18 protein-coding genes and 2 tRNA genes are annotated in these 17,352 nt (G+C 55.6%); 19 read left to right on the top strand and 1 reads right to left on the bottom strand.

The window, feature by feature from the left end; all coding sequences use genetic code 11:
* Window positions 1–94: 94 nt before the first annotated feature.
* From hxlAB to APY94_RS08530, 17 genes are all read left to right on the top strand, one after another.
* Window positions 95–1,315, top strand: a complete 1,221-nt coding sequence (gene hxlAB, locus APY94_RS08610; RefSeq protein WP_058939241.1) for a bifunctional 3-hexulose-6-phosphate synthase/6-phospho-3-hexuloisomerase — start codon at window positions 95–97, stop codon at window positions 1,313–1,315.
* Between the two features lie 56 nt (window positions 1,316–1,371).
* Window positions 1,372–2,127: an FtsZ/tubulin family protein gene (locus APY94_RS08605; RefSeq protein ID WP_058939240.1), complete on the top strand. Its 756-nt coding sequence runs from the start codon at window positions 1,372–1,374 to the stop codon at window positions 2,125–2,127.
* An 8-nt stretch (window positions 2,128–2,135) separates the two neighbouring features.
* The gene (locus APY94_RS08600; RefSeq protein WP_058939239.1) at window positions 2,136–2,780 is read left to right on the top strand and encodes a TIGR02253 family HAD-type hydrolase; all 645 of its coding nucleotides are present in this window, start codon (window positions 2,136–2,138) and stop codon (window positions 2,778–2,780) included.
* The gene (locus tag APY94_RS08595; protein ID WP_058939238.1) at window positions 2,777–2,956 is read left to right on the top strand and encodes a hypothetical protein; all 180 of its coding nucleotides are present in this window, start codon (window positions 2,777–2,779) and stop codon (window positions 2,954–2,956) included. The genes APY94_RS08600 and APY94_RS08595 overlap by 4 nt, the downstream gene beginning before the upstream one ends.
* A gap of 3 nt (window positions 2,957–2,959) precedes the next feature.
* Complete coding sequence (locus tag APY94_RS08590) at window positions 2,960–3,769, top strand: glutamate cyclase domain-containing protein (RefSeq protein WP_058939237.1); 810 nt, start codon at window positions 2,960–2,962, stop codon at window positions 3,767–3,769.
* A gap of 4 nt (window positions 3,770–3,773) precedes the next feature.
* Entirely contained in the window at window positions 3,774–4,394 is a 621-nt protein-coding gene (locus APY94_RS08585; RefSeq protein WP_058939236.1) for an HD domain-containing protein, read from the top strand.
* A 100-nt stretch (window positions 4,395–4,494) separates the two neighbouring features.
* Window positions 4,495–5,007 carry a KH domain-containing protein gene (locus tag APY94_RS08580; protein ID WP_058939235.1) on the top strand — a complete coding sequence of 171 codons (513 nt, stop codon included), beginning with the start codon at window positions 4,495–4,497 and terminating at the stop codon, window positions 5,005–5,007.
* 168 nt (window positions 5,008–5,175) lie between these two features.
* Entirely contained in the window at window positions 5,176–6,594 is a 1,419-nt protein-coding gene (locus APY94_RS08575; protein ID WP_058939234.1) for a hypothetical protein, read from the top strand.
* Window positions 6,591–7,205: a hypothetical protein gene (locus APY94_RS08570; RefSeq protein ID WP_058939233.1), complete on the top strand. Its 615-nt coding sequence runs from the start codon at window positions 6,591–6,593 to the stop codon at window positions 7,203–7,205. The genes APY94_RS08575 and APY94_RS08570 overlap by 4 nt, the downstream gene beginning before the upstream one ends.
* On the top strand, window positions 7,198–7,878 hold the full coding sequence (locus tag APY94_RS08565; protein WP_058939232.1) for a hypothetical protein: 681 nt from the start codon (window positions 7,198–7,200) through the stop codon (window positions 7,876–7,878). Before APY94_RS08570 ends, APY94_RS08565 begins: the two co-directional genes overlap by 8 nt.
* The gene (locus APY94_RS08560) at window positions 7,871–9,124 is read left to right on the top strand and encodes a hypothetical protein (protein WP_058939231.1); all 1,254 of its coding nucleotides are present in this window, start codon (window positions 7,871–7,873) and stop codon (window positions 9,122–9,124) included. The genes APY94_RS08565 and APY94_RS08560 overlap by 8 nt, the downstream gene beginning before the upstream one ends.
* A 99-nt stretch (window positions 9,125–9,223) precedes the next feature.
* The gene (aspS, locus tag APY94_RS08555; protein ID WP_058939230.1) at window positions 9,224–10,540 is read left to right on the top strand and encodes an aspartate--tRNA(Asn) ligase; all 1,317 of its coding nucleotides are present in this window, start codon (window positions 9,224–9,226) and stop codon (window positions 10,538–10,540) included.
* A gap of 55 nt (window positions 10,541–10,595) precedes the next feature.
* On the top strand, window positions 10,596–12,638 hold the full coding sequence (locus tag APY94_RS08550) for a COG1361 family protein (protein WP_058939229.1): 2,043 nt from the start codon (window positions 10,596–10,598) through the stop codon (window positions 12,636–12,638).
* Window positions 12,639–12,701: 63 nt separating this feature from the next.
* Window positions 12,702–13,058, top strand: a complete 357-nt coding sequence (gene pth2, locus APY94_RS08545) for a peptidyl-tRNA hydrolase Pth2 (protein ID WP_058939228.1) — start codon at window positions 12,702–12,704, stop codon at window positions 13,056–13,058.
* A gap of 3 nt (window positions 13,059–13,061) precedes the next feature.
* Complete coding sequence (truD, locus tag APY94_RS08540; protein WP_058939227.1) at window positions 13,062–14,312, top strand: tRNA pseudouridine(13) synthase TruD; 1,251 nt, start codon at window positions 13,062–13,064, stop codon at window positions 14,310–14,312.
* Window positions 14,313–14,362: 50 nt separating this feature from the next.
* Window positions 14,363–15,100 carry a phosphoglycolate phosphatase gene (locus tag APY94_RS08535; RefSeq protein ID WP_058939226.1) on the top strand — a complete coding sequence of 246 codons (738 nt, stop codon included), beginning with the start codon at window positions 14,363–14,365 and terminating at the stop codon, window positions 15,098–15,100.
* Complete coding sequence (locus APY94_RS08530; protein ID WP_058939225.1) at window positions 15,075–15,908, top strand: GNAT family N-acetyltransferase; 834 nt, start codon at window positions 15,075–15,077, stop codon at window positions 15,906–15,908. Before APY94_RS08535 ends, APY94_RS08530 begins: the two co-directional genes overlap by 26 nt.
* Here APY94_RS08530 and APY94_RS08525 read toward each other — a convergent pair.
* Entirely contained in the window at window positions 15,901–17,052 is a 1,152-nt protein-coding gene (locus APY94_RS08525; protein ID WP_058939224.1) for a M20 metallopeptidase family protein, read from the bottom strand. The two genes, APY94_RS08530 and APY94_RS08525, sit on opposite strands and share 8 nt — an antisense overlap.
* Before the next feature lie 123 nt (window positions 17,053–17,175).
* Here APY94_RS08525 and APY94_RS08520 point away from each other — a divergent pair.
* Together APY94_RS08520 and APY94_RS08515 are read left to right on the top strand one after the other, a co-directional pair.
* Window positions 17,176–17,253, top strand: a tRNA-Ala gene (locus APY94_RS08520).
* A 9-nt stretch (window positions 17,254–17,262) separates the two neighbouring features.
* Window positions 17,263–17,340 (top strand) — tRNA-Val (locus tag APY94_RS08515).
* The last annotated feature ends 12 nt before the right edge of the window (window positions 17,341–17,352 follow it).

The raw sequence follows: 17,352 nt of genomic DNA, 5'->3' as shown, positions 1-17,352 counted from the left end.
CGATGTGGTTGGACATTTAAATGTTAATTCACGACGCCAAAGTTTAAAAAGTAGCATTCTGAGGTTAAATCGAAAACTCTTCGGAGGCGAGGAGATGATACTTCAGGTTGCCCTTGATCTGACTGACATTGAGCAGGCCATTTCTATCGCGGAGAAGGCCGCCCACGGCGGTGCCCACTGGCTCGAGGTTGGAACCCCGCTCATCAAGAAGGAAGGAATGCGCGCGGTTGAGCTTCTCAAGAGGCGCTTCCCGGACAGGAAGATCGTCGCTGACCTCAAGACCATGGACACCGGCGCCCTGGAGGTCGAGATGGCCGCGCGCCACGGTGCCGATGTCGTTTCTATCCTCGGTGTCGCCGATGACAAGACAATAAAGGACGCGGTTGATGTTGCAAGGCGCTATGGAATCAGGGTCATGGTTGACCTCATAGGCGTTAAGGACAAGGTCAAGCGCGCCAAGGAACTCGAAAAGATGGGCGTCCACTACATACTCGTCCACACGGGCATAGATGAGCAGGTTCAGGGCAAGAGCCCGCTGGAGGACCTAGAGAAGGTTGTTAAAGCCGTCAGCGTCCCCATTGCCGTCGCCGGCGGACTGAACCTCCAGACCATACCGAAGGTCATTGAGCTGGGGGCTACGATAATAATCGTCGGCGGTGCCATAACCAAGGCTGAGAAGCCGGATGCAGTTACAAGGAAGATAATCGACCTCTTCTGGGGAGAGTACATGATGACGATAAGGAAGGCCATGACCGACATAGTCGATCACATAGGCAACGTCGCTGAGAAGCTCAAGATAGAGCAGGTTCGCGGTTTCGTCGATGCCATGATTGGAGCGAACAAGATATTCATCTACGGCGCAGGAAGGAGCGGCCTCGTCGGTAAGGCCTTCGCGATGAGGCTCATGCACCTCGACTTCAACGTTTACGTTGTCGGCGAGACCATAACCCCCGCTTTCGGCCAGGGGGACCTGCTCATAGCCATCAGCGGTTCCGGTGAGACCAACAGCATCGTCGATGCGGCAGAGATAGCCAAGAAGCAGGGCGGAAAGGTCGTCGCGATAACTTCCTACGCCAATTCAACCCTCGGAAAGCTCTCCGACGTCGTCGTTGAGATACCCGGAAGGGCCAAGACCGACATCCCGACGGACTACATAGCGCGCCAGATGCTCACCAAGTACAAGTGGATAGCCCCGATGGGAACCCTCTTCGAGGACTCGACCATGATATTCCTCGACGGAGTCATAGCCCTCCTCATGGCCACCTTCCAGAAGACGGAGAAGGACATGAAGAAGAAGCACGCGACCCTTGAGTGAAGGCTGGACCGAAAAGGATATGAACGGCCTTTCCTATTCCCTTTTTAGGGGTCGTCATGCAGTCCTTTACCCATCTTTTCGTTGGAATAGGCGGCACGGGCGCGCGGATAGTCAACAGCATAACCGCGGATGGAATAGTTAAGGTGACCGTTAACCCCGCTTACTATCTCCTCTCGAACTCCGAGAGGTACGAGGAGCGGCTCCGGAACTTCTTTTCCCGGCTTCCTAAGGATACTTTCCTTTGGCTCGTGTTTGAGGATAAGGACGTGAATCACGAACTGGGGGAGATTATAATAGAGAGCGCACCCCGGGACACAATAAGGCTCGCTTACGTCCTCACCCCCAGAAAAGAGCTTGTAGATGAGAAAAAACCCCCATGGGCACGCGATTTTGAGACAGTTTTTTACGATTCCCTCTGGGACTTCTTCACCGACGAGAGCGTCTCCCTCCAGGATGCGTTCCAGGGGGCCTCCGCTGGCATAGCGGAGATGTTCTCGCGGCTCTATTACTATCTGGAGAGCCAGATGCTGGTGAACATCGACTACGCCGACCTGTTCAACATGATCCGCGGCGGCAACGTCGGAATCCTGCGCCTCCTCCGTGAGGTGGACTTTACCTGGCACTGGGGCATCTGGGAGCGCGGACTGATAGGCATCCTCGTGGGGAACGACTTCCCGCTCAAGGGGGCCCACAGCATACTGCACAGTTTCCAGGAGATACTCTCCGAGAAGGATGTGATCTGGGGCGTGATAACGGACGAGAACCTCAACGGCAGGGTTGAGATACTCTCCCTGCTCGTCAAGAAGTGGTAGGTGGTAAAATGAGGGCGGTTCTTTTCGACATCGACGGGACTCTGCTGACCGAGATGCCGCTGATTCAGCTATTCCTCCCGCAGGTTTATGACAGACTCTCGAGGCGGTTTGGAATCAGCAAGGATGAAGCTAGGGAGCGGTTCCTGGACGAGATATTCGGGAGGAGGGACACCTATGACTGGCACGACTGGAACTTCTTCTTCAGGCTCTTTGACCTCGACCTCCGCTACGAGGAACTCATAGAGAGATACCCTCACAAGCTCCACGTCTATCCGGATACGATCCCCGTGCTTGAGTGGCTGCGGGAGAGCGGTTATAAGCTTGGGGCCGTTACCAGCGGGCCCGAGTACCAGCGGCTCAAGCTGAGGCTCACCGGTCTGCTGGACTACTTCGACGCTGTCGTTACTCGGGAGGACGTCAAGGCAATAAAGCCCGAGCCCAAAATATTCCTCTACGCCCTGGAGAAGCTGGGCGTCGAGCCCGGGGAAGCCGTCATGGTGGGTGATTCCCTGAGCCAGGACGTTTACGGGGCCAAGAACGTGGGTATGGTGGCGGTCTGGATAAACCGGGATGGCGACGAGGATTACAACATGGCGGACTACGAGATTAGAACGCTTCACGAGCTGAGAAAAGTGCTGGGGGGATTTGAATGAGGGAGGTATTCAACGCTGAGGGAGTTTTTGTCAGGTATAGGGAGAACAGGGTGAAGCTGGAGAACGGCCACGAACTGACCCACAGGAGTGAGGAGCCGACGGAGCTCTGGTGGAGGCTTAAAGAGGCGGTAAAGGGCAGAAAGGTTAGGATAGTTGTCTACGAACTCGGGGAATGAGGTATGATAGCCCATCTGATAAACACGGACGTTGGGAACAGGGGGGTTCTGAGGGTATACCTCGACTACCGCCGGGAGAACCCCAATTTTTTACATAATTCTGCAAAACTGTTTTTGGATAATTATGAACGCGTTCTCATCGTCACGGGCTTTCCCATACCGCCGGAGATGCGGGCAGAAACCGACGGCCCGCCGGGAACACTGGCCTTGGCGAAGGCAGTTGAGACCCTGGGAGGCACCGCCGAGGTGCTTACGTATCCGGAGGTAAAGACCGCCCTGGAGCCCTTCGGCATCAGGTTCACAGACGGACCGGAGATAGGAGACTACTCCCTCGTGATAGCGGTCGAGACCCCTGGCAGGGCCGCGGATGGGAGGTACTACTCAATGAGCGCCATGGAGATCACGAGGGAAGCTTTTGACTGGGCGGTTCTCAGGGCGAGGGACATCGGAGTTCCGACGATTGGGATAGGCGACGGGGGCAACGAGGCGGGCATGGGGAACATACGGGCCCTCGTCTCCCGATACATGCCCCACGGGGAAAAGATAGCGAGCACCGTTGAGACCGATGAGCTGATCCTCTCTGCCGTCTCAAACTGGGGGGCCTACGGGCTCGTGGCTCAGGCGTCAATAGAGTTCGGACGGGAGCTCCTCCCCGGATGGGATGAGAAGACGATAGTCAGGATCATCTCAAAGCTCGGTCTGATAGACGGGGTCTCCAAAACCCAGACGCCGACGGTTGATGGGATAAGCCTCGACATCCACGATAGAATCGTTGAGCTTTTAAACGCCGTTGTAAACGAGGCCCTAAGGTGATGGGATGAGGCTCGAGGAGTTCATCGGCGATGGGAATTCAATCAGACTCATAGAACGGACCCGCGATTACGCCAGGCACTTCTTTGAACGGGAGGGAACCCACGGCTTCAGCCACGTAGAGCGCGTGCTCAACCTCTGCCTCCACATCGGGAGGGAGGAAGGGGCTGACCTGGAGATCCTGGCCCTTGCGGCCCTCCTCCACGACGTGGCGAGGCCGCTTGAGAGCGCGGGGAGGGTTGAAGACCACGCCGCGGAGGGGGCCAGGATAGCAAGGCACTACCTCAGAAGCCTCGGGTACCCGGAGGAGAAAGTTGAAGCAGTTGCCCACGCCATAGAAGCCCACCGCTTCTCCCGCGGTCCGGAGCCGGAAACGCTTGAAGCCAAGATACTCAGCGACGCCGACAAGCTCGATGCGATCGGTGCGATAGGCGTGGCTAGGGTCTTCATGTACTCCGGCGAGCACGGAAGGAGCATCGAGGATTCCTTAGAGCACTTCGAGGAAAAGATACTGAAGCTGAAGGATTTGATGTACACCGAAACCGCGAGGAGGATGGCGGAGGAGAGGCATCGCTTCACCGAGGAATTCATCGAGCGCATAAGGCGCGAGATAGAGGGCGAAATCTGAACCTCCTTTCGGCTTTTTCTTCCATAATAAGGTTTTTAAAGGACTTCCAGAATTAAGGGTTAGCCCGTTTAAGGTCATTCTTAGGTGAGGAGGTGAGGATATGAAGGCGCCAATCTGTGAGGTGTGTTTGAAGACCGACGACATTCTGTGCCCGGCTGACGAGAAAAAGCTCCAGGACGGGGTCATCTCGGAGCTTGATGTTAAGGTTGCGAGACTCCTTTACAGGCTCATCGGGGACGCTGACATGGAGTTTAAGAGGGCCGTTGAGGCCGGCGACATAATAGTCATCGTGGTTGGCGAGGGAGACGTTCCGATAACCATAGGCAAAGGCGGCAAGAACATCAAGGCCCTCATGCGGGAGCTCGGAAAGAGGATACGCGTCATAGAGGCCGTTGAGGTCACGGGAACCGACGATGTCAAGAAGCTTGCCACCGATCTCCTCTACCCTGCGGGCGTCTTCGGGGTCAACATCGTTTACAAGCCCGGCGGGGGAACCTACTACAAGGTCCTCGTCATGGGAAGGGACAGGAAGAAGCTCCCCGAAAAGGCCGACGTCCTGGAGAGCATACTCTCCCAGATAACCAGCAGAGAAGTCAAAATTTTCTTCATTTGAATAATCCATTTCTATCCTTCGTTTGTTTCTCTTAGCATACACAAGTTTCAGTCAAATACTGCCGTTCTTACGTGTGCTAGTTTCCACTTTTGTTTTCAACTTTGAGTTTACAAAATTCTTTTAAATTTGAATACTAACTGCCTACGGAAAAAATCGGAGGTAGTAATAATGAACCTCCGAAAAATTGTTGGGTTAGTATTTTTCCTCCTCGTCATGACTTTGCCGGCAACCTCGGCCCTTTCTCTGCCGTGGTCCGGGCTTCCTGTCTTTGGGACAAGTTCGGGAGCGTATCCAATCCACCTCGACGGCGTTGAGCAGAGCGGCAACATCGCGGTCGTCACTTGGAATGTCCCGCCGAACTGCCTCTCCGGCTACGGAACGGTCCTCATCAGCAAGGATGGGGGGAGAATCACCGAGCGCGTCAGCCTCGGCGGGCTGAAGCCCTGGGGCAAAAAGGTGGCGGTCTTCCTCAACGTCAGAGAGCCGGTTTACGTTAAACTCCGCATTACTTCGGGAAACGGCGTTTTTATGGGCTCATGGGTGAGGCTAACACCACAATCCGCGCAGGGGTTCTTCTCCACCGGCTATACGGCAACCTACCCCGTGCAGAAGGGAGAGATAAGACCGCAGTTCATTCAAATCCCGATCCTCATCAAGGCGATAATTTCAGTGGGCTTTGCGCTCTGGGACGCCTACGATGCCTATAATGCGTGTTCCGACTACGGGGAGGACTCAATAAAGTGCACCGTCGCCGCTGGTTCGGTGTTCGTTTTCAGCCTGGCGGTGGAAGGCGATGAGCTGGTCGGCGTGCTCAGGCACGGCGATGAGCTCGTTGAGGTTCCCGGAAAGCTCTACAGCACGCTGAAGCGCCTCGACCTCGTTGAGGAGGTTGGTGATGGAGTCGTCAGGGCCAAGGAGAGGTTCGCCCACATATTCGACGACATCGTGAAGCACGGCGACGATGCCGCGAAAGCCCTCGACGACCTCGTCAGGGCCGGGGTTTCAAAGGAGGCCGTCGAGGAGACGGTCAAGCACGGCGCGACGATAAAGGAGATAAAGGAAGGGGTTAAGAAGTTTGCAGAGAAGTCTTCATCCTTCGTAGTCAGTAACAGCGGAAATAGGTACAAAGTAGTCCTTGAGAAGGGGACTGAACCCGAGAAGAGCGGACTGCTTCACGCCTTCCTCAGGCACGTGTGGGGATATGAGATGACGAGTCCAAGAAAGCCCATTACTACTTTCTGGCCTTTAGGTCAGAAAATCATCGATCCCGAAACTGGAAGGGTTGTTCAGCTTCCAAAAGTCTTCAGGGACGAGGAAGGGCTCAGAGAGTTCCTTGATGAAGTACTGGAGAAGGCGCTTAAGGATCCAGAATACAGAAAACAATTCTTTAAGAATGGGGCACCAAACAGGAAATTTGGAATTCCAGTGGGCCTTAAGAAGCTTGGAATGCACGTTGATGGCATCGATGTCGTCCAGCTGGAGTTCAAGTTCGAGAAGGGTGAATTCGTCCTGAAGACAGCGTATCCAGAGAAGGGTAGTGCTGTGTGGGAGTACAACAGGTATCTTGGGTGGAGGGTTAAGAGATGATTGAGTATTTTGATTTAAAGGGGAGGCACGTGTTTGTAAGAGTCTGGACGGAGTACGTGCCCTCCCCAGACCCCTTCTCTTTAGTTTTTATCATCGACAATACAATACTCCTTGGAACCTGCTGGAACAACAAACTAGAAGGAGCTGAGGCTGACGTTTACAGGTTTTGTGAGAGTTTGTTGACTGCCTGTTATTACTTCTTACAGCCAGAACACCCGCACGTTCAGGACTTAACAAAATACGCCAGAAAAAACGCGGAAGAACATGGGTTTGAGTTGAAGGATGAGATTGTAGTGTACCAAGTGTCTGAAAGATCAGGCATATACTACTTCTGCTCTACAAAAGACCTTGCAAGAATTTACTACCACAATGAACTCCTCGAATTCACTGACTGTCCTGAATACAAGGGCAAGCACAAGGGTGCTGTTGAAGTTCCCCTCAAAGAGTTCATTGAGGATGTTCTGAAAATCAGCAGGGAGTACTTGGAAAAGTACGCTCCCGTTATTGAGGAAATCAGGCTTGAGCACGGGGAAGAGTCTGATGACTACGACTTCCTCCAAAAGTTCTACCGCGAAGTGGAGGAACTGTACGAGAAGGTAGAGAATGGTTAAGTTGATGTTCCGGGACAACCTCTGGGGGGCCTTCATGCCCTGGTGGGTCGGAACTTTAAAGCCGATGAGCCTCATGGGAAGGCACATAAAAATCATCATAGACCCTAACGACGATAAGTGCTTCCCATCACCCTTCCCGACCCTCATGACCATCGGCGGAAGGCTCATCATAGGCGGAATCCTTAAGTCTTCAGGTTGCCTCCCAGTTATGATGCCGACGAACCTCCACGGCACGTTTCAGGACCTCCTTGACCTCTGCATCTCTTTCCTTGACCCGGAGTTCGATGAGAGGGGTGAGATGCTGTACCCCCGTAGGGATGCCAGGGAACTCGGCTTCGACGTGGATGATGACACGAAGCTCTACCAGACGGGACTCTTCGTTGACCAGGGTGTTACTTCGGTCTTTTTTGAGCTTAACGGTGATATACTGAGGGTCCACTACTTCAACGAGTTCCTCAAGTGGAGCGACTGCGAGGGAATCCGGGGGATGCATAAGGGAACCGTTGAGATTCCCTTCAGGGAGTTCGCGGAGGATGTTCTAAGGCTTTCAAAACGGTTCCTCATGGAGGTTGCGCCGGTGCTCGAGGAGGTCTGCCCCGAGCCGTACGACCCGGGGTATCTGCGGGAGCTGTACCTCGACCTGAGGGCAAGGCTGGTGGGGGGAGATGATTGAGTGGATGAAAGCTTACTGGACAGGAAGGGTGACGTCCCTCGCGGCCATGCCTAGGGGGGACATAGTGGCGGCGGGAGTCGCGGAAAAGGAGGCCCTCATCCGAGATAAACACGGTCCGTACCGGGCGATCCTCGGCGGGGGTTTCGTGGCGAGGCTTGATCGGGGTGGGAATGTCAAATGGTTCCGGTTAATCCACACGGAAAGCAGGCTAGTGATAACGGACGTGAAGGCCGTTGACGACTGGGAGATAATCGCCTGCGGGTGGATGGAGGAAAGGGGGTTCTCTGATCATGCTGGAGTTGTTTTCAAGTTTGACGGTGACGGAAACCTCATATGGGCGAGAAAGTTTTATGGGGGGATAACCGACACGTTCAGTGCCCTCGCCGTGACCCGGGACGGTGGGGCGGTCGTTGTCGGCGAAACGAGGAGCTTCGGCGCGGGAGTCAGTGACGCCCTGGTTCTAAGGCTCGACAGGGATGGGAACTTCGTGTGGTGGGGAACTTACGGCGGCAGGCTCTGGGACGGAGCTGAATCCGCTGTAATTGATGGGAGTGGTCGAATTGTTGTGGCCGGTTATACGTACAGCTTTAGTGAAGGTGCCCCAAACGTGTGGTTGCTCTGGTTGAATGATAACGGTGACGTTATAATGGAGAAAACCTACGGGACGGAAAGCTTGGAAAAGGCCGTTGGGATTGCACTGACCCGCGGGGGTGACCCAGTAGTGGTCGGAAAAACCTACGACCCCATGAAATCCCGCTATGATGCGTGGGCTCTCCGCCTGAACCGGGAGGGAGAACCGCGGTGGGGTCTCAGATTTCCGGGCAAAGAGGTTAAAGACATCTCGGTAAGCCCCGATGGTGATTTGGTTCTCGGCATGGGGGACTTTACGCTGGTCGGGCTCAGCTCCGGAGGAAAACCTCAGTGGGAGGAAAGGTTGCGACTGAAACGGTGGAGCGAGCTGGATGCAGTTCTGGCCAATGGAAACGTGCTTGCGGGGGGCAAACTCTCATGGGAGAAGGCCCTCATCGCATCAATCAGTCCGGAAGGAAAGCCTCCCGGAGCCGTTGGCTGGGATCCGAGGATGGGAGAAAGCCAATGCACGGTCTTCGAGGCCTACTCGAACGGCAGGGCCTGCTTTAAGGCAGTTCCCAACGGCAGACTCACGGAGATGAAACTAAAATCGTGGGAGTTCGAGCCCGATGTTTTCGGCAGCCTCAGGGAGCTCGTTAGGAGTCGTTCGGGGTAGTGTGTTGGGGATAGTTGTCGTTAAAATACTTCTGTTTCTCGTATCGCCTCCAGATCGAATACCTTTAAAAGCTCGCCCCTACTCCTTCTGGGGATGACCATGTATCGGACGCACTACTCGAGCCAGATTACGGAGGAGCTCAACGGCCAGCGCATCAGGGTGGCTGGCTGGGTCTGGGAGGTCAAGGACCTCGGAGGCATAAAATTCCTCTGGATAAGGGACAGGGACGGTATAGTTCAGGTAACCGCCCCCAAGAAGAAGGTTGACCCGGAGCTGTTCAAGCTTATCCCGAAGCTCAACGCGGAGGACGTTGTTGCGGTTGAGGGAACGGTGAACTTCACGCCCAAGGCCAAGCTCGGCTTCGAGATCCTCCCGGAGAAACTTGAAATCCTCAGCAGGGCGGGGAGTCCGCTTCCGCTCGACCCGACAGGAAAGGTGAAGGCCGAGCTGGACACCAGGCTGGACAACCGCTTCATGGACCTCAGAAACCCTGAGGTAATGGCGATCTTCAAAATCAGGTCCAGCATTTTCAAGGCCGTCAGGGACTTCTACCATGAGAACGGCTTCATCGAGGTTCACACCCCCAAGATTATCGCCACCGCCACGGAGGGCGGAACCGAGCTCTTCCCAATGAAGTACTTCGAGAAGGACGCCTTCCTCGCCCAGAGTCCCCAGCTCTACAAGCAGATAATGATGGCGAGCGGCCTCGACAGGATTTATGAAATCGCTCCCATATTCCGCGCGGAGGAACACAACACAACCAGACACCTCAACGAGGCGTGGAGCATCGACAGTGAGATGGCCTTCATAGAGAACGAGGAGGAGGTAATGGAGCTCCTCGAGAGGCTCGTCGCCCACACGATCAACTACGTCCGCGAACACAACGCGCGGGAGCTTGAGGTTCTCAACTTCGAGCTCGAGGAGCCAAAACTGCCGTTCCCGCGCGTTACCTATGACAAGGCCCTTGAGATACTCGCTGACCTCGGCAAAACTATAGAGTGGGGCGAGGACATAGACACCGAGGGCGAGAGACTCCTTGGAAAGTACATGATGGAGAACGAGAACGCCCTGCTTTACTTCATCTACCGCTACCCCAGCGAGGCGAAGCCCTTCTACATAATGAAGTACGACGATAAGCCGGAAGTCTGCAGGGCCTTCGACCTCGAGTACCGCGGTGTTGAGATAACCTCCGGTGGTCAGAGGGAGCACCGCTACGACGTCCTCGTCGAACAGATAAAGGAGAAAGGTCTCAACCCGGAGAGCTTTGAGTTCTACCTCAAGGCGTTCCGCTACGGAATGCCACCCCACGGTGGGTTCGGGCTCGGGGCCGAGCGCCTGATAAAGCAGATGCTCGACCTCGGTAACATCCGTGAGGTTATACTGTTCCCCAGGGACAGAAGAAGGCTTATGCCGTAAGGTCTTTATACTTTCCATCCATTTTTTAGTTAGTCCAACAACAGGAGGCACGGAGATGAAAAGGATAGCGGCTTTAATCTTGGTAGGATTGTTCCTCTTTGCGGGTCTGAATATAACGTCTGCGGTTGCAGAGGATGTTCTGTATGCCAAAATCTCTTCCGTAGAACTTGGGCTTGGGGACAAAGCCGTTCTCGGACCGTATTCGTTCACGTTCACAGATGTCAGTCCTGACTTCACCACCGCTAGAATCTCGATTTCAGCGGGCAAAGGATCCTCTGATGTATACCTTGAAGAGGGTAAAACCGTGTACTACCCATCCGCTACAAACCCGGTGTTTGCACTCAGTGTTGTCATCTGGAACATCAAAAACAAGCCCATCGTATACCTCGACATAATGTCACCGCTCAAGGCAATCGATACCGTGGACCTGAAGGAAGGAGGATACTACAGACTGCCCTCGAACTTTCCGGGGATCAAGGTAAAGCTCATCAGTGCAACGAATGACTACGCCACGTTCAACGTGTACTTCCCTTATTCATCCAGCCCAACAACCGTTAAGATATCCAAAGGAAGTGGTAAGGGCGTTGCATACAAACTTAACGACAAGTACAGATATCAGGACTACCTGTACATCAAGGTCACGGACTCCACCTCGGACAGTGCCACCTTCGAGGTTTACCTCCCCAAGGTTGCCGCGGTGGATTTCAATATCGTGAAGTCCGACGAGGGTGGAAGCGGAACGCCGTCCCAGAATGAAACCCTCCTCGTGTACAACGGCCTGATGTACACGGGGGAGAAGCTGCCCGTGAAAGTGGATGACACCAGCTACTACGTGAAGCTCATTTCGGTTGTCTCCACGAAGGCCAGCCTCGAGGTCTACAAGAAGTCAACGAAGATTGGTACCTACTTCATAAACATCGGAGAGGTGAAGGCAATACCCGACACCCCCCTGAAGCTCTCCATTCAGAAGACGGAGCCACAGTATAACCGCTCCACGGTACTTGTGTACGCGCCAGAGGGTGCACAGGTGACGCCGATACTCCGCGCCGCCAACATAGTGGCGAATATCGATGCGGTGCCGAAGGAGATAATGCTGAACAACAACCTGGTTGTCGTTATCTCCGTGGAGAACAGGGGGAAGGGCGACGCCTACGATGTTGCCATAGCCGCCCCACTACCCGACGATTTCGAACTCGTGAGCCTGGCCAAGTCGTGGACTTTCAAGACATTCCCAGCCTTCACGAACATGCCAGCACTCATCTACGTCCTCAAGCCCACGAAGGTCGGTGAGTTCGACATCGGAAAGGCGACCGTCACCTTCTACGACGACAAGAGCCTGGAAACGGGCAAGAAGAGGGTAATATACTCCGCGTCGCTCACCGGCATTAAGGTTTACAACGTTCCCTCCATAGACGTCAGCGCCCAGGCCTACAACGGCACTTGGGGCGACTACGTGACCGCCAAGGTTGGGGACAAGGTCAGCCTCAAGTTTACCCTCCGCGCCTCCGACGGCAACCCCGACTACGAGTTCGTCAAGAACGCCACCCTGCTCCTCAGCCTTCCATCGAGCGTTGACGGGCAGTCCCTGGTTGATATCGGCACTATAAGGGCCGGCGAGACCAAGACCCTTCAGCTCGACCTCACGGTGCTCAAGGAGGACCTCACCAACATCAGGGCCACCCTTGTATACCTCGATCCGCTCGGTGGGGAGCACAGGCTTGCCCTCGGCAGCCTCGTCACGATCAACAGCGTCCCCCCGAGGATAATAACGGAAGAGGTCAAAGTATGGCCGACCGCCGAAGAGCTTCCCTCCTACGTCAACCAGACCCTCGCCAAGATGGACGATCCCAAGCCGCTGGCGGAGGAGCTTGCGGGCATCTCCGCCGAATACCTCCCGCCGGAGAGCAACCCGTGGAAGCCCGCGGCGATAGTGTTCATCCTGCTGACCGTCATACTCGCGGGGGTGGCCTACAGGTACTGGGACGAGGCGGAGAAGCTCAAGGAGAAGCTTGAGCGGAAGAAACAGAGGCGCCCTGGAGGACTGCCGAAGAAGGAGGGCGAGGAAGAGGGAGAGAGCTCTGAGATAGCTGAGCTCTGAACTTCTTGCCTTTTCTCTCCTTAACTTTATAAATCGGTTCTCGCAGTTTCTTCGGGATGGGACATGTTCAGGTACAAGCAGGTCATAGTCTCCCGGAAGGATCTGAAGCTCAGCAAGGGTAAGTTCGCCGTCCAGGTTGCCCACGGAGCGGTTACCGCTGCACTGAAGGCTCAGAAGGAGAAACCCGAATGGTTCAAAGCGTGGTTCCATGAGGGGCAGAAGAAGGTCGTCGTGAAGGCTGAAAACGAGAGGGAGCTCTTCGAACTGAAGGCTCATGCAGAGAAGCTGGGAATCCCAACGGCGCTCATCAGGGACGCCGGTCTGACGGAGATACCCCCGGGCACGATAACCGTCCTTGCGATCGGTCCGGCCCCGGAGGAGATTGTGGACAAGGTTACCGGCCATCTAAAGCTGGTGTGAGAGATGGATCATCGCGAGTTTTTTTCCCAGTTCAGGTATCTGAGCAAAAAACCCGGCATTGGGGGCAGGATAAAGGTTCAACCGGAGGATTTCGTGGTCATCGAGGACCCCCTCCCGTCAATCTTTGAGGGGAGGAAGCATGCCATCTTTCTCCTCAGGAAGCGCAACTGGGACACGATGAGCGCGGTGAAGGAGATAGCGAAGCGCGCCGGGATTAGCTACAGGGATGTGAGCTTTGCGGGGACGAAGGACAGGCACGCGGTGACATATCAGTACATAAGCGTGCCGGCCGGAGCGAGGGAGGCCGTTGAGAACGTCCGGATACGGGACATAGAGCTCCGCTTCGTTTCCTACGGCAGGTTTATCAAACTTGGTCACCTCCTTGGGAACCGGTTCCGGATAATAGTTAGAGACGTCGATGAAAAGGCGTTTGAGCGGAGCCGGGAGATAATCCGCGAACTCCGTGGTATGGGAGGTTTCCCGAACTACTTTGGCTACCAGCGCTTTGGTGAGAGGAGGGTTACCAACCATCTCGTGGGGGGGCTTCTCCTCCGTGGAGACTTCGCGGGTGCCGCGAGGCTTTTCCTGGGTGCCCACGGGGGAGGCATGGAGGGCGACGAAGCTAGGAGGCACTTCTGGGAGACGGGCGACGTTGAGAGGGCCTTGGAGGAGTTTCCAAACTTCCTGAGGTACGAACGGACGCTTCTGTACCGCTACAAGGAAACGGGGAGCTGGAGAAGGGCTTTCCTCTCGCTGCCCCTTCCGATAATGCGCATCTTCATCCACGCCTATCAGAGTTACCTCTTCAACCTCTACATTTCCCGGAGGATCGAGAGGGGCATTCCTCTGAACGAGGCCCTCGTCGGCGATATCGTCGTTCAGGTTAAGGGTGGTATTCCCTACCGCGATAGAACGTATCGCGTCACCGAGACAAACCTCGATTTTGTGAACGAAAAGATACGGCGCGGCGAGGCCATGGTCTCCGGCCCGCTCTTCGGCTTTGCGATGAGGAGGGCCAGGGGACTTCCAGGGAAGCTCGAGGAGGAGATTCTTGAGGATGAGGGCATAACGCTTGAGACCTTCAGAAGGCTCCCGAAGCCGATGGCCGAACCGGGCGCCAGGAGGGAGCTTCTGATACTGCCTCTGGGCCTCGCCTACGGTCACATCCCTGGAACAGGCATGTGCTTCCGCTTCTTCCTGCCGAAGGGGGTTTACGCAACCAGCGTCCTGAGGGAGATAATGAAGGACCACTGATGTCCAGCAACCCTTTTATCGGGTTTTCTCAACTTTTTTCGGTGGTGTGAGTGAGGGTGAGGGCAATATCGCTTGACATAGACGGTACTATAACCTATCCCGATAGGCGGCTCAGTGAGAACGCTTTGAGGGCAATACGGCTCGCCGAGAGTCTGGGTGTCTCGGTCATGCTCGTCACCGGCAACTCGGTACCGTTCGCGGAGGCCATGGCCATAATGATAGGCACCAGCGGACCGGTTGTCGCGGAGGACGGGGGCGCGCTGTCCATAAAGGACGGACGGCTGAGGAAGAGAGTTTACCTGACGAAGATGGACGAAGAGTGGATTCTCTGGAGCGAGATAAAGAGGCGCTACCCGGAGGCCGTCATGAGCTTTTCGATGCCGGAGAGAAAGGCCGGGCTTGTGATTATGAGAACGATTCCAGTCGAGGCGGTCCGGGAGATTATAAAGGAACTCGGGCTGAACCTCATCGCGGTGGATTCCGGCTTCGCGATACACGTTAAGAAGCCCTGGATCAACAAGGGTACGGGGATTGAAAAGGCCTGTGAGATACTCGGGATAAGTCCCAGGGAAGTTGCCCACGTCGGGGATGGAGAGAACGACCTGGACGCCTTCCGCACCGTTGGCTACCGCGTTGCCGTCGGCCAGGCTCCAGAGAGCCTGAAAAAAGCTGCGGACTACGTGACGAAAAGGACCTACGGTGAGGGGGGTGCGGAGGGCATAGTTCACATCCTTAAAGAATTCGGCTACATGGGTGAGGGCGATGATGATCCGTTTGGCGACCCTTGACGACGTTGCTGGAATAGTGAAGCTCCACACCGCCGGAGAAGAACCGGCGGGCAATCTCTACCGGCGCTACTCTATGGGCGGGCCCTGGATGAGTACCGAGACGCTCGCGATTCACATCAACAACCTCCTGCTGGATAACCAGCTGGTTGCCGTAGCGGAGTTGAACGGAGAAATCGTAGGCGAGATAGAGGTTCTCCTCTCTGAAGAGCCGATTAAAGGGAAGCTTATGCCAATCGCCCACATTGACGTCATCGAGGTTCATCCGGATTACAGAGGCAGGGGTATCGGAAGGGCGCTCATCGAGTTCGTCGAGGAGATTGCCGGGGAAAGAGGGGCCCGGCTTCTCACAGTTCAGCCGGATGACGCTGCCAGGGGCTTCTACGGGAGGCTCGGCTTCAGCGTTGCGCTGTTCTCAGGAACGATCGTGCGGGTCCCCACGGGAGGGGCCGGGAGAACGGAAATCACTGAATTCGGTTGGGAAGACGTTAAAAACCTCGAACTGGTTGCAGGTCGCTTTCAGAGCTCGTACAGCATGTTCTTTTCAGCGTTCAAAGACAATATCGCCGGAATTCACCACACGGTCGAGAGCGGACGGAGCGGGGCCTCGTACTACGTTCTCCGAAACCTCCCGGGCAGAGGCGGCCTGGCACTGCTCCTGTGGGGTAGGCTTGAGGATGTGAGGCCTGTCCTGGAGAGGGCCAAGGTTCTTGGCTGCGAGAGGGTTTTAACGGGTCTTCCCAAAGGGGTCGAGAGCTTTGGGGTCCAAAAAATTAGGGAGGTAGAGATAATCGGAAAATCCCTCACCTGAGAAACTCCCGCACCAGTGCGACCTCCATCGCCGTTCCGAGGTGGAGCACGTCCTCGTCAACGTCGAACCTCGGGTGGTGGTGTGGATAGATTATCCCCTTTTCCTCATTGTAGATTCCAAGCGTCAGGAATGTTCCGGGGACTTTCTGGAGGTAGAAGGCGAAGTCCTCGGCACCCATGGTTGGCTCGACGTCTCCGTGCTTCAGGCCGTACTTTTCGGCCACCTTCCTGGCGAATTCTGTCATGCTCCCATCGTTAACCGTCGGTGGAACGAGCTCCTCAATTGACAGCTCATAGGAAGCCCCGTGTGCCTTTGTGACGCCTTCGAGTATCTCCCCCATGCGCCTCTGAATCAGCTCGCCTATCTCGTGCTTGAAGAACCTTATCGTCCCCTTCATTTCGACTTCCTCTGGAATCACGTTGAAGGCCGTTCCGGCGTGTACGGCCGTAACGCTGACCACCCCTGTCTCAATCGGCGGGATGTTTCTGCTCGCTATGGTCTGGAGTGCCAGTATAGTTTCCGCCGCTATCGGAATGGGATCAACGGTCTGGTGCGGCGATGCCCCGTGTCCGCCCCCGCCGATTATCCGTGCCTTGAATATGCCCGCGCCGGCCATGACGGGGCCTTCCCTTATGCCGATGACCCCACTGGGGAGGTCGTGCCAGACGTGGAGGCCGAACACGGCATCTACGCCCTCTAAGGCTCCCCCTTCGATCATCTTCACCGCTCCGTTGCCGCCCTCCTCGGCCGGCTGGAATATCAGCCTCACCCTGCCGTTGAACTCATCAATGTGCTCCGGGATTATCTTTGCGGTTCCAAGGAGCATGGCCGTGTGTGCGTCGTGTCCGCAGGCGTGCATCTTACCTGGAACGCGGGATTTGTAGGGGACGTCGTTCTCCTCCTGAACGGGCAGGGCGTCCATGTCCGCCCTGAGGGCTATTGTCTTCTCGCCCTCCCCGATGTCGGCTATTATCCCGGTTCCAACGCGCTTTATCCTGTACCCCCATTCGCGGAGGTGCTCCTCCACAATCCTTGAAGTTCTCTCCTCCTCGTACTTAAGCTCTGGGTGCATGTGGAAGTCCCTTCTCCAGGCTATTATCTCTTTCTCAATCCTCTTTGCCTCTGAAACCGGGTCGAAGCCCATAGTCCTCACCATGGAACATTCTGCGGAGGGGGATATTAGCTTTTCGATGCCCATCTGAAAGAGGACACCGACCGTAAAATTTATAAACCCACCCAGATAGGTGATTACGGCGTCGATGGAAGTGGGCCGGTAGCTCAGCCTGGTATGAGCGCCGCCTTGGCAAGGCGGAGGCCCCGGGTTCAAATCCCGGCCGGTCCACCATCCCTGGGCGGGCCCGTGGTCTAGACTGGTTATGACGTCACCCTGACACGGTGAAGGTCCGGGGTTCGAATCCCCGCGGGCCCACCATAAGAAACTTTT

The organism is Thermococcus celericrescens, assembly GCF_001484195.1.
In the GTDB taxonomy this organism is placed as follows: Archaea; Methanobacteriota_B; Thermococci; order Thermococcales; family Thermococcaceae; genus Thermococcus; species Thermococcus celericrescens.
The sequence above is the reverse complement of the archived record's forward strand: the minus strand, read 5'-3'. Positions and strand labels throughout refer to the sequence as shown.

Coding starts and splice junctions, on each gene's coding strand:
- hxlAB (WP_058939241.1), top strand. CDS start 95: ATGATACTTCAGGTTGCCCTTGATCTGACTGACATTGAGCAGGCCATT.
- APY94_RS08605 (WP_058939240.1), top strand. CDS start 1,372: ATGCAGTCCTTTACCCATCTTTTCGTTGGAATAGGCGGCACGGGCGCG.
- APY94_RS08600 (WP_058939239.1), top strand. CDS start 2,136: ATGAGGGCGGTTCTTTTCGACATCGACGGGACTCTGCTGACCGAGATG.
- APY94_RS08595 (WP_058939238.1), top strand. CDS start 2,777: ATGAGGGAGGTATTCAACGCTGAGGGAGTTTTTGTCAGGTATAGGGAG.
- APY94_RS08590 (WP_058939237.1), top strand. CDS start 2,960: ATGATAGCCCATCTGATAAACACGGACGTTGGGAACAGGGGGGTTCTG.
- APY94_RS08585 (WP_058939236.1), top strand. CDS start 3,774: ATGAGGCTCGAGGAGTTCATCGGCGATGGGAATTCAATCAGACTCATA.
- APY94_RS08580 (WP_058939235.1), top strand. CDS start 4,495: ATGAAGGCGCCAATCTGTGAGGTGTGTTTGAAGACCGACGACATTCTG.
- APY94_RS08575 (WP_058939234.1), top strand. CDS start 5,176: ATGAACCTCCGAAAAATTGTTGGGTTAGTATTTTTCCTCCTCGTCATG.
- APY94_RS08570 (WP_058939233.1), top strand. CDS start 6,591: ATGATTGAGTATTTTGATTTAAAGGGGAGGCACGTGTTTGTAAGAGTC.
- APY94_RS08565 (WP_058939232.1), top strand. CDS start 7,198: ATGGTTAAGTTGATGTTCCGGGACAACCTCTGGGGGGCCTTCATGCCC.
- APY94_RS08560 (WP_058939231.1), top strand. CDS start 7,871: ATGATTGAGTGGATGAAAGCTTACTGGACAGGAAGGGTGACGTCCCTC.
- aspS (WP_058939230.1), top strand. CDS start 9,224: ATGTATCGGACGCACTACTCGAGCCAGATTACGGAGGAGCTCAACGGC.
- APY94_RS08550 (WP_058939229.1), top strand. CDS start 10,596: ATGAAAAGGATAGCGGCTTTAATCTTGGTAGGATTGTTCCTCTTTGCG.
- pth2 (WP_058939228.1), top strand. CDS start 12,702: ATGTTCAGGTACAAGCAGGTCATAGTCTCCCGGAAGGATCTGAAGCTC.
- truD (WP_058939227.1), top strand. CDS start 13,062: ATGGATCATCGCGAGTTTTTTTCCCAGTTCAGGTATCTGAGCAAAAAA.
- APY94_RS08530 (WP_058939225.1), top strand. CDS start 15,075: ATGATGATCCGTTTGGCGACCCTTGACGACGTTGCTGGAATAGTGAAG.
- APY94_RS08525 (WP_058939224.1), bottom strand. CDS start 17,052: ATGGGCTTCGACCCGGTTTCAGAGGCAAAGAGGATTGAGAAAGAGATA.